At 67.6% G+C, this 10,417-nt stretch carries 12 protein-coding genes; 9 read left to right on the top strand and 3 right to left on the bottom strand.

Annotation, left to right across the window (positions count from 1 at the left end):
• The 4 genes from GRX66_RS12645 to GRX66_RS12630 form a co-directional block, all read left to right on the top strand.
• On the top strand, positions 1-565 hold a 565-nt coding region (locus GRX66_RS12645), incomplete at its 5' end, for a DUF389 domain-containing protein (protein ID WP_159526884.1).
• A gap of 32 nt (positions 566-597) precedes the next feature.
• Entirely contained in the window at positions 598-1,449 is an 852-nt protein-coding gene (locus GRX66_RS12640) for a UbiA family prenyltransferase (RefSeq protein WP_159526883.1), read from the top strand.
• Between the two features lie 42 nt (positions 1,450-1,491).
• On the top strand, positions 1,492-2,280 hold the full coding sequence (locus GRX66_RS12635; RefSeq protein ID WP_159526882.1) for a class I SAM-dependent methyltransferase: 789 nt from the start codon (positions 1,492-1,494) through the stop codon (positions 2,278-2,280).
• Between the two features lie 100 nt (positions 2,281-2,380).
• Positions 2,381-2,668 carry an amphi-Trp domain-containing protein gene (locus tag GRX66_RS12630; protein ID WP_159526881.1) on the top strand — a complete coding sequence of 96 codons (288 nt, stop codon included), beginning with the start codon at positions 2,381-2,383 and terminating at the stop codon, positions 2,666-2,668.
• 136 nt (positions 2,669-2,804) lie between these two features.
• Here GRX66_RS12630 and GRX66_RS12625 read toward each other — a convergent pair whose 3' ends face one another.
• Entirely contained in the window at positions 2,805-3,986 is a 1,182-nt protein-coding gene (locus GRX66_RS12625; RefSeq protein WP_159526880.1) for a redox-regulated ATPase YchF, read from the bottom strand.
• Between the two features lie 108 nt (positions 3,987-4,094).
• Here GRX66_RS12625 and GRX66_RS12620 point away from each other — a divergent pair, with 108 nt between their 5' ends.
• The 3 genes from GRX66_RS12620 to GRX66_RS12610 all read left to right on the top strand — a co-directional run bounded on the left by GRX66_RS12620 (position 4,095) and on the right by GRX66_RS12610 (position 7,488).
• A complete protein-coding gene (locus tag GRX66_RS12620; RefSeq protein ID WP_159526879.1) occupies positions 4,095-5,156 on the top strand; it encodes a hemolysin family protein in 1,062 nt (353 codons plus the stop codon).
• A gap of 125 nt (positions 5,157-5,281) precedes the next feature.
• Complete coding sequence (locus tag GRX66_RS12615) at positions 5,282-6,241, top strand: ABC transporter ATP-binding protein (protein WP_159526878.1); 960 nt, start codon at positions 5,282-5,284, stop codon at positions 6,239-6,241.
• Positions 6,238-7,488 (top strand): ABC transporter permease, encoded by a 1,251-nt coding sequence (locus tag GRX66_RS12610; protein WP_325064099.1) that lies wholly within the window; start codon positions 6,238-6,240, stop codon positions 7,486-7,488. The genes GRX66_RS12615 and GRX66_RS12610 overlap by 4 nt, the downstream gene beginning before the upstream one ends.
• Before the next feature lie 157 nt (positions 7,489-7,645).
• On the opposite strand, the gene GRX66_RS12605 is transcribed toward GRX66_RS12610, so the two are convergent.
• Complete coding sequence (locus tag GRX66_RS12605) at positions 7,646-8,491, bottom strand: polymer-forming cytoskeletal protein (protein ID WP_325064098.1); 846 nt, start codon at positions 8,489-8,491, stop codon at positions 7,646-7,648.
• A gap of 96 nt (positions 8,492-8,587) precedes the next feature.
• Between GRX66_RS12605 and GRX66_RS12600 the strand changes: the two genes are divergently transcribed.
• Together GRX66_RS12600 and GRX66_RS19550 are read left to right on the top strand one after the other, a co-directional pair.
• The gene (locus tag GRX66_RS12600) at positions 8,588-8,782 is read left to right on the top strand and encodes a DUF5800 family protein (protein WP_159526877.1); all 195 of its coding nucleotides are present in this window, start codon (positions 8,588-8,590) and stop codon (positions 8,780-8,782) included.
• Positions 8,783-8,881: 99 nt separating this feature from the next.
• On the top strand, positions 8,882-9,019 hold the full coding sequence (locus GRX66_RS19550; protein ID WP_201293009.1) for a hypothetical protein: 138 nt from the start codon (positions 8,882-8,884) through the stop codon (positions 9,017-9,019).
• 42 nt (positions 9,020-9,061) lie between these two features.
• Here GRX66_RS19550 and GRX66_RS12595 read toward each other — a convergent pair whose 3' ends face one another.
• Positions 9,062-10,378, bottom strand: a complete 1,317-nt coding sequence (locus GRX66_RS12595; protein WP_394351530.1) for an MFS transporter — start codon at positions 10,376-10,378, stop codon at positions 9,062-9,064.
• Positions 10,379-10,417 lie beyond the last annotated feature (39 nt).

Below are 10,417 nucleotides of genomic sequence, written 5' to 3'. Positions count from 1 at the left end.
CATCGCGACGGCGCTGCCCGTGTCGCTGGTCGGCGTGATGGTCGCTGCCGCGCTCATCCCGGCGGCAGCGACGGTCGGCATCGGCATCGCGTGGAACCTGCCGGTGGTCGCGGCGGGCGCGGCACTTCTGCTGGTGTCGAACTTCGCGGCCATCAACGTCGTCGCCCCGTTCGTCCTCTGGCAGCTTGGCTACCGGCCGACTGAGTGGGGGTCGGTGCCGCTGCGCCGGTACGCACGAGTCGCCGCGGTCGCGGTGCTCCTCGTGGCGACACTGAGCGGCACGCTGGCGATGGCCACCGACCAGATGATCCACGAGCGCGACGTGAACCGCGCGGTGACGGACGCGCTGGCGGACGACGAGTACGAGGCGCTGACACTCGTCAGCGTGCGCGCGACCGTGCCGGTGGTCAGCGACGAGTACGGCGTCACCGTCGTCGTCGAACGCCCCGCAGACCGGGAGTACCCCGACCTGGCCGACCGACTGCGCGCCGAAATCGCCGAGCGGACGGGGCGGGACGTCGCCGTGACGGTGGAGTTCGTCGACAGCGTCCGTTCGACCCCCTGAGAGTTATGCGGCCCGCAGCCTATGGGGTGTGTATGCAGGCCACACGGCACGGAGCGGGTGCTGGAGCGGCCGTCAGGGCGTTCGCGTCTCAGGTTCATCCCGTGTTCATGCTGCCGCCGCTGGCCGCGTCGGCGTTCGGCGCGGTGCTCGCCGGCGAATTCTCCGTGCTCGTGATGAGCGTCCACGTCGGCGCGATGTTCGCAGCCGTGTACACCGCCCACGTCAAGGACGGCCTCGTGGACTTCCACGTCCGCGGCGAGGACGACGACCACCCGCTCACGGAAGCGGGCTGTCGGATGGCAATCCGGGGGTCGACGACCGCGTTCGCGGCGTTCGCGGCGGCGCTGTGGTGGCTGGTCGGTCCGGGGGCGGCAGCGCTGTCCGTGCCCGCGTGGCTCATCGCCTACCACCACGCGCCGCAGCTCGACACGCACCCCGTGACCACGACGACGGGCTACCCGATGGGCATCGCCGTGGCGCTCGTCGGCGGCTACTACGCGCAAGCGGGGGTGGTGGCCATCAGGCCGCTGGCGTTCGCGTCGGTGCTGCTCGTCCTGCTGTCCGGCGTGAAAGTCGTCGACGACGCCCAGGACTACGAGTACGACCGCTCAATCGGCAAGCACAGCGTCGCCGTCGTCCTCGGGCGCTCGGGTGCACGCCGGTTCGCGTACGCGCTGATGGCCGCCGCCATGGTCGGTGTCGTCGCATTCGCCGCACTGGCAGTGTTCCCACCGAGTTCCGTGGCGGCCGTCGGTGCGTTCGGCGTGGTGGCCGCGTTCGCGGCCCGCAGCGACCCGACAATCGCGACGATGCTGCTCGTGCGCGGCTGTTACGTCTTCCTGGCCGTACTGGTCGCTGCGGTGTGGTTCCGACCGCTCGCGTGACACAACGGTGGGCTGAAGTCCGTGTAGCCAGACACACGGGTCATGCACGCCTGGCAGGACGACGACGCGCTCGCCGAGCAGTACGCCGACGCGTCGAACCTGGCCGCCCGACAGGTCTTGCACGCGCGGTTCTCCACCGCATCACAGTCCCTCCACGAGTGGCTGTTCGACCAGTTCGACCTCCCCGCCGATGCCAGCGTTCTCTCGCTGGGCGCCGGCCACGGCGCGTTCTGGGCGGTCAACGACGGCCGACTCCCGGAGACGTGGGACGTCACGGTCACCGACAACTCCTCCGGGATGGTGATGGACGCGATGGAGGCCCTCGAGGACTGCAGCCACGACCTCAATTTCGACGCCGTGGACGCTCGCGATGTCCCGTATCCGGACGACGCCTTCGACGCCGTCACCGCCCACCACGTGCTCTACCACCTCGACGACGCCGGCCGCGAAGCGGCGCTCTCCGAGATACGGCGCGTCCTGAAGCCGTCTGGAACGCTGTACGCGTCCACGAACGGCGAGGACAACCTCGCCGAGGTGTTCGACGTCGCCAGCGAATTCGGCGACGTGCCCGACGAACTCGCGTTCAGCCTGGAGAACGGCGCCGAGGGGCTTCGTCGAGAGTTCGCGGACGTCGAGCTGCGGCGCTTCGACGACGAACTGCGCGTGACGACTCACGAGCCGCTGGTCGCGTACGTGCTCTCACTGCCAGGCTTCGACGGCGACGACGCGATGGACATCGCCGACGCGTTCCGCGCCCGCTTGGACGCCAGCGACGGCGAACTCCGCGTCACGAAAGACGTCGGCGTGTTCGTCGCGTCCGGCCAAACGTAGCAGGAGTTGCCAACACGGTTTCGTTATCCGAGTACGAGCTGAAACAGCCGGTCAGCACAGCGGACGCATTTATCGGTGCAGGCCGTGTACGTTCTCCTGTATGCCTGAGGAAGTCTTGTTCAAATCAGAGAGCGACCAGAGTCGAGAAGAGATCGCTTCGTACCTCCGGAAAGTCGCGGACAACCTCGAAAGCGGAAGCGCTATCAGCCTGAAAGCGGGCTCCGAGTCTGTAACACTGAACCCCCCTGCCCGGCCGACCTTCGAGGTCAAAGCTGAACGCGAAGGCCCGGCAGGCAACATGACTGAACGAAGTATCGAGTTCGAACTCGAATGGGACGAAAACGACGGTGAGCAGGGTGGCCGAAGTGGTCAGTTAGAAATCGAGTAGTCACTCCGTACATCGACGTCCCACTTCGGTCGCTCGAGTTTCAGCCACTCGTCTGAACGAAGAAATCGCGCTAGCACCTACTGGGCGGCGCGGACCGCGGCCGCCGAGTCCGCGCGCGGACCGCCGATTGCTCCCGTTACTTCGCGGTGGAGACGATTTTGACGACGTCGCCCTCCTCGAGTTCGTGGCTCTCGCCGACCTCGCGGCTGGTCTTCGCGTCGACGGCGTGGAGGTAGCCGTCGCCGATGTCGGAGTGGACCGCGTACGCGAGGTCCACGGGGGTCGAGCCCGACTCCAGCAGGAACGCGTCCGGCAGGACGTTGCCCTTTGCGTCCGTCCACTTCGAGGCGTCCTGTACGGGGTACGCAGTCACCATCTCAAGGAGGTCGTACACCGCGTGGTTCAGCGCCTGCTGGACGCCCGTGCCGCCGTACTCCTGCATCGTCTCCCGGAGGGCCTCCAGGGCCTCCGTCTGGTCGGCGCTGACGTCGCCAGTGATCTCGAAGTCCTCGTCGCCGGGGTCGTATTCGATGAACCCGGCGTCCGCGCCGCGGCGGAGCGCCAGCTCGCCCTGGGCGGTCGCCGGCACCACCGGCTTGTCGAGGTCGAGCAACCGCTGGACGTTCTCCGCGGGCGCCGCGTCGATCTTGTTCGCCACGACGACGATCGGCTTCGTCCGGCGCCGGATGCCGCGCGCGAGCCCCTCGCGGTCGTCCTCGGTCCACTGGACGGGGTCCTCGGAGTACTCCATCCCCCGCAGCACCCCCGCGACGTCGTACTCGGTCGCCCCGAACCCCGTCATCAGGTCTGTGACCGCTTCCTCGATGTCGAAGCCGGGACTGCGGGACTGGCGCTCGACGGACTCCCAGTTGCGGTCGACGATGCCGGCCAGCCAGAGGTCCATCTCCGCCTCGATGAAGTCGACGTCCTCCAGCGGGTCGTGGGTGCCGACTTCGACGGGTTCGCCCTCCTCGTTCGTCGCACCCGACGCGTCCACGACGTTCACGATGACGTCCGCGTTCGTGAGTTCGTCGAGGAACTGGTTCCCGAGGCCGCGGCCCTCGTGGGCGCCCGGCACGAGACCCGCGACGTCCAGGAGTTCCACTGGGACGTAGCGCTTCCCGTCGTGGCAGTGTTCGTTCCCGCAGCGCTCCTCGCGCTCCAGGCACGGACACTCCGTTCGCGCGTGCGTGACACCGCGGTTCGCGTCGATAGTGGTGAACGGATAGTTCGCGACGTCCACCTCCGAGCGAGTCGCAGCGGTGTAGAACGTCGACTTGCCGGCGTTCGGCTTCCCGGCAAGCGCGATAGACAACATACCCTCGAATAGCCGGACCGCGACGGAAGGGTTTTCGGTTGGACCCCGTCGGCGGGGCCGGCGCGACCACCACAAAAGATATTCGGGAGACGCGGGAACCCCCGTTCGATGAACACGTTGGCGGTCGGCGTCCGTCTCGTCGCGGGCGTCGCGCTCATCCTCGCGAACGGCTTCTTCGTCGCAATCGAGTTCGCGCTGACGCGCGTCCGGCAGTACCCGGAGGAAGAGTTCGACACGCCCGCCCTCGAGCGCGCGTGGGAGATGACCCAGGACCTCGAGATCTACCTGACGAGCTGTCAGGTCGGCATCACCGCGTCGAGCATCGCGGTCGGCATCGTCGCCGAACCCGCCCTCGCTGCCGTCTTCGAACCGGTCTTCCGGAACAGCGCGCTGGCGGCCGTCGGCGCGGGGAGCGTGCTCGCGTTCGTCATCATCAATCTCGTCCACCTCACGCACGGCGAACAGACGCCGACGTACCTCGGGGTCGAGCGCTCCAAGCAGGTCTGCGAGTACGGCGCGACCCCCCTGTACTGGTTCGCGAAACTCATCTCGCCGGTCATGCGCATCGGCGACAGCGTCGCGAAGTGGACGCTGCGGCTGTTCGGAGTCGAGATGACCGGCGCGTGGCTGGAGACTGAGGAGGAGGTCATCGAGACGCGAGCGGACCTCCGCCACCGCACGGCGTCGGTGCTCGAACGCGGCGACCTCTCGGACGAACGCCTCACCGAGGTACTCAGCGCGCTTGAAATCGGTCGCGTCCCGGTCAGCGCCGTGATGAACGATGCCGAGGAAATCGTCGCCCTGTCGACCGAACAGTCCCTCGAGGAGAACCGACAGCGGATGGCCGACCACCCCCACGTCCGGTACCCGCTCGTCGGCGAGTCGCTCGATGACTTCCGCGGCATCGTCTACCTCCCCGAGGTCTTCCGGGACCTCGACGACCTCCAGGACGGCGAGGACACACTGGAGGACATCGCACATCCGCCGCTGACGCTGTCCGCGACCGTGTCAGTGAGTGACGCTATCGACCGGTTCCAGGCCGAACGACAGGAGCTCGCGCTCGTCACCGGCGAGGACGGCAGCGTCCGCGGCCTCGTCACCGTGACGGACGCGCTCGAAGCCATCGCCGGCCAGGTCGAGGACCCCTTCGACGGCGAGATCGACGCGTAGGCGTCGACCGCTGCCCGTTCAGCCCGCCCAGCAGTTGCGGACGGGGAGCGTGCAGACGCGAACACGCGAGTAGGTAGTACTCCCAAACGCTTTTTTCATTCCTCGAAGAGGTTCACCACGTTCCGATGGCTTCCGACGGACCTGCGCGCGTCGTTCGGACGACGGACCTCCGGAAGGAATACGGGTCCACCGTCGCCGTCGACGACGTCTCCATCGAAATCCTGGCAAACGAGATCTTCGGCCTGCTGGGCCCCAACGGGGCCGGGAAAACGACGGCGATCGAGATTCTGCAGGGGCTCAGAACGCCGACGAGCGGAGACGCTGAGGTCCTCGGGCTGGACCTGCAAACCGACCTCTACGAGATCAAGGACCGAATCGGCGTGGTCCCACAGTCGTTCCACACGTTCGAGCGGTTGACCGTCCGAGAGAACGTCGCGCTGGTACGGGACCTGCATTCGGAGCCGCTGGACGTCGATGCAGTTCTGGAAAAGCTCGACCTCGCGGAGTGGGCGTCCGACCCCTTTCATACGCTCTCGGGCGGGTACCAACGCCGCACCGGCATCGCCATGGCGCTGGTCAGCGACCCGGAGATCCTGTTTCTCGATGAGCCGACGACCGGCCTCGACCCGGCCGCCCGACGGTCCACGTGGGAGCAGATCGAGCAGCTCCCGGAGCTGGGGACGACGGTCGTCTTGACGACCCACGACATGGCGGAAGTCGAGTACCTCGCCGACCGCGTTGCGCTTCTGGTCGACGGCCACGTCGAAGCGGTCGATTCAGTTGCCGGGCTCATCGAGGCGTACGCCGGCGAGGTCACGGTCGTCGTCCACCTCGACGAGTCGAACCCATCCGGCGAAGCGGATTCGCTCGAACGGGTGCTCGAGGAATCGGCACAGACCGTTCACCGGAGCGGGACCGGCGAGCTGATCGGTGTCTTCGAGGACCGACAGCGCGCCCAGGACACCTACAGTACACTCCAGGACGCCGGCACCGGGCACGCGATCGACCTCGTCAGCCCGGGGATGGAGGACGTGTTCCTGGAATTAGCAGGAAAGACCCTCACGCCTGCGGGTGGACTCCAGTGAGTCGACTGTTGAGTCTGACGGTGACCCTGCTGCGTGACTGGACGCGTAACCGGGAAGCGGTCTTCTTCGCGCTGTTGTTCCCGCTCATCCTGCTCGTCATTTTCAGCGTCGTCTTTGCCGGTGGCCCGACCGAGTTTGCGGTCGGCGTCCAGAACAACGACGTGGACGCGGCCGGGGAACCGACTGCGTTGTCTGACACGCTCGTCACCGCTCTGGAGGACACAGGCCCACTCGACGTCCACGAGGTCGACCCCGAAACTGAGCTCTCCGACACCGACAACGTCGAGGAGGCGACCGGGTACAAGCGGGTGCTCGTCATTCCGGACGGGTTCGACGAACGGGTGCGGACGGAGAGCGCCAGAGTACGGATGGCGGTCATCCAGGACACGGTGGCGCTGTTCGATGACGAACTGTCCGAGTCCCAGCGCGAGGACGTAGCGGCGGCCCAGGACGCGTTCGAAGCGAGTCGGCCGGAGGGCAGTACCGCCGGCCCAGTTCGCGTAACGCTGCTCACAGTTCCCGACGACGAGGGGGCCGGTGCCGTCGGAAGCATCGTCGATAGCGTGGTGGCGACGTTCAACGACCGCTCGATCGGCGTCGAGGAGCCGACGGTGGCTGTCAGCGCCGACGAGCGTGGCCAGCGGGACTTCGCCGCCGCTGACTACTTCCTGCCGGCGTTCGTCGTCGCGATGATTCTGATCAACGGCGTGATGACAGTTCCGTCGGCGATTGCGGGCTTCAAACGCGACGGAACCCTCAAACGACTGGCCGCAACTCCGCTCCGCAAACACGAGTGGATCGTCGCGAACGTGATCCAGCAGTCCATCCTCGCCGTGGCAATCACGATGATTCTGATTGCCGTCGCGTGGGTGGTCTTCGGGGTGTCGGCGGTGCCGGGCCCGCTTTCGATTGCGCTGATCGTGCTCGGCGCGATCGCGTTCACCGCGCTCGGAATGACCCTCGGTGGCGTCGTCCAGAACCCGGACGCGGCGATCAGCTTCGGGAGCGCCATCGCGTTGCCGTTGATGTTCGTCTCGGGGATATTCTGGGAGCTGGACCTCATGCCGCCGTCCCTCCAGACGATCGCCGAATTCAGTCCCGTGACGCACTTCCACCGGAGCCTCCGCAAGCTGATGATCCTCGACTCGACGAGCGGCGTCGGCTGGACGTTCGCTGCAGTCGGCGTCCTGGCAGTCGTGTTCCTCGCAGCAGCAGTCCACCTCACGAGCTGGCGGGAGTTCGACTGAGCCCCGAAGTCCGGGGACCGACAGCTCCGACTCCCATCCAGTCCAGTCAGTTCGAGACAGTCACAGATTCGACAGCCCGGGACAGCCACAGACGCGGTGGCAGCACGTCCGACGACACTCGTACAGCGCGACGAAACTTCTGCTGGCAGCGGCGTCCCTACTCCGACTCCCGCTCCGTGGAACTCCCGAGGTGCATCTCGCCGCGGGCGCGAATGACGCCGTCCACGTCGGCGTCCGGATGGATGTGGACGTCCTGCCCGGAGACGTCACCGAGCACGACGGCGCCGTTCGCGACCTCCACGTCGCCGTTCCGGGTCGTGACGTCCCCGTGAATCTTCGTCCCGGACCCAACTGAGACGTCGTCCTGGGCGCGCAGACTCCCGAAGATGTTGTTGTTCGCGCCGACCTCGATGTCCGTCGCGCGGATGTTGCCGTGGAGGCGGCAGTCGCTCCCGATGACGGCGGGCGTGGAGACGCGCCACGCGTCGTCGGAGACGCTCCCGGAGCGCGGAATCGTCAACGGCTGGGCGTCGCCGTCCGCCGCGAACTGCTCGACGAGCTCCTCGGCTTCCTCCTCCTCGCCGATCTGGAGGAGGTGAGTGAGGTAGACGACGAAGAACGTGATGGTCGGCATCGGGTTCCGGATGACGATCCAGCCGGAGGCCTCGAAGCCCTCCTCGATGTCGACGTCGTCGCCGATGTCGAGGTCGCCGCCGACGACGAGGCGGCCCGTGATGTGGACGCGCTCGCCGAGGTAGGCGTCCTCGCTGGCGAGCACGTTCCCGTCGACGTCACACCACATGTCGAGGCGGCAGTCGCCCTCTGCTTCGATGTCGCCGCCGAAGGAGACGCGCTCGCCGGCGACGACGCTGCGGCCGCGAACCCCGAGTTCCACGGTGGACTGGCCGCCCACGAGCACGTCGCCGTCTACGACGACGTCGTGCTCCTGGACGGTGGTGCCGTCGGGGATGGTGAGCCGGTCGATCGGGTTCGGGCCGAGCACACTCCCTTCAATATCCCGCACGCCAATAAACCCCGCGAGAACGCACGCCAGCCGTCGGACGGCGGACTTTAGTCTGTTCGTAAACTACTGTACGGTATGACTACCCTCTCGTTCGAAGACGACGGCGTCGACATCGTCTACGAAGGCACCGAGTTCCGGATGGAACAGGAACTCATCGAGGAAGCCACGGACAAGGACTACCACGACGTCACCGACCACGAAGTCCTCCAGCTCGTCGAACCCGACCCCGCGCTGTCCGGCGAGCCGCGGCGCATCGGCGACATCGTCTGAACGGCGACGCGCGAGAATCCGCGACAGGCTCTGAACGTTTCGCCCCTCGCGGCGCCCCGCAACACGAACTTTTAGCACGTCCCGCTCCGAGATGCGAGTATGACCGTCGACCTCCAGCAGTTCGACCACCCGTCGTGGCTGACGGCCGTCGGGACCGTCGTCAGCTACGGGCTCGTGCTCGTCGTGATGACCGTGCTCCTGTTCCTCGTCCCGTACGCCATTTTCCTCTCCCTCTGAGGGGGGGTTCCCCGGGCCGGCTCGTTCACGCGATCGAGCGCGCTACTGGCGCGTACGCAGGAGCACCGCGGCAGGGACCAGCAGGAGCGCGCCGCCGACGAACGGCGACCAGTAGACGACCACGTAGGCGCTCGCGGCCAGCGGCGGTCCGACCGTCCGGCCGAGACTCCCGGCGCCCTGCGTCACGCCGAACGCCGACCCCTGGGACTCCGCGCTCGAAGCGCTGGACACGAGCGTCGAGAGACCGACACTGATTGCGCCGTTGCCGAACGACGCCAGCGCGCCGAACGCCAGCAGGACCAGGAGGCCGCCGGTCAGCCACGCCGGCCCGTCGGCGGACAGCGGGGTCGAGGCGGCAATGGGGGACGCGGCCAGCGACAGCAACGCCAGGAACAGGGAGAGGACGCCTGCCTGGACGACGCGCCGGACGCCGTAGCGACGCGAGAGCCGACCGACGAGGACGCCCTGGTTGACGATGCCGAGCGCGCCGAGGTACGCCAGGAAGAGCGCGGCTTCGGTCGCCCCGTACCCGAAGAAGTCGGCGACGAACGGCACGAACATCACGGTGATGCCGGTGAACGATAGCGACGTCAGGAAGAACGCGACGACCAGCGGGCGGAGGGCGTCGTCGCCGAGCGCGGTCCGGAACTGGTCGACGAACGTCGTCCGGATGCTGCGGCCCCGCGTCCGCTCCGGTTCATCGAGCACGACGGCGGCCGCCACGAGCGCGAGGAACGAGAATCCCGCGGCGGCGAAACTCGGGAGCGAGAACTCCGTCACCGGTACGAACCCCGGAAAGAGGCCGTGAGCGGTGGTGACGGCCGTCTCGCTGGCCAGGAGGCCGCCGATTGCCGGCCCGAACACGAACCCGAGGCCGAACGCCGCGCCGACCAGGCCGAGCGCGCCGGCCCGCCTGTCAGGTGGGGTCACGTCCGCGATGTAGGCCTGTGCGGCGGCGATGTTCCCGCCTGCGGCCCCTGCGAGCAATCGTGCGCCGAACAGGGCGACGAGGCCGACAGTCGTTCCCGCGACCGCACCGACTTCAGCGGCGAACCCGAACACCACCCAGGCGACGGCGGCGACGCCCATCGAGAGCATCAACACCGGCCTGCGGCCGCGTTCGTCGGAGATGCGGCCGAGGACGGGCGCCGCACTGAACTGCGCGAGCGAGTACGACGCCGCCAGCAGGCCGATGAAGACGTCGCTGACGCCGAACGACCGCACGTAGAACGGGAGCACGGGGATGATGATTCCGAACCCGAGCAGGTCGATGAAGACGACGGCGACGACCACGGCGACCGCGCGCCGCGACCCGCCCGGCTCGGCGTCGGCGGCCGTCGCCGCTCTGCTCAGTGACACGACAGTACTGACGCGGCCGACCGTGAAATTCCCGTCGCC

Source organism: Halobacterium bonnevillei (assembly GCF_009831555.1).
Classification (GTDB): domain Archaea; phylum Halobacteriota; class Halobacteria; order Halobacteriales; family Halobacteriaceae; genus Halobacterium; species Halobacterium bonnevillei.
This window is presented reverse-complemented; position numbering and strand designations above follow the sequence as displayed.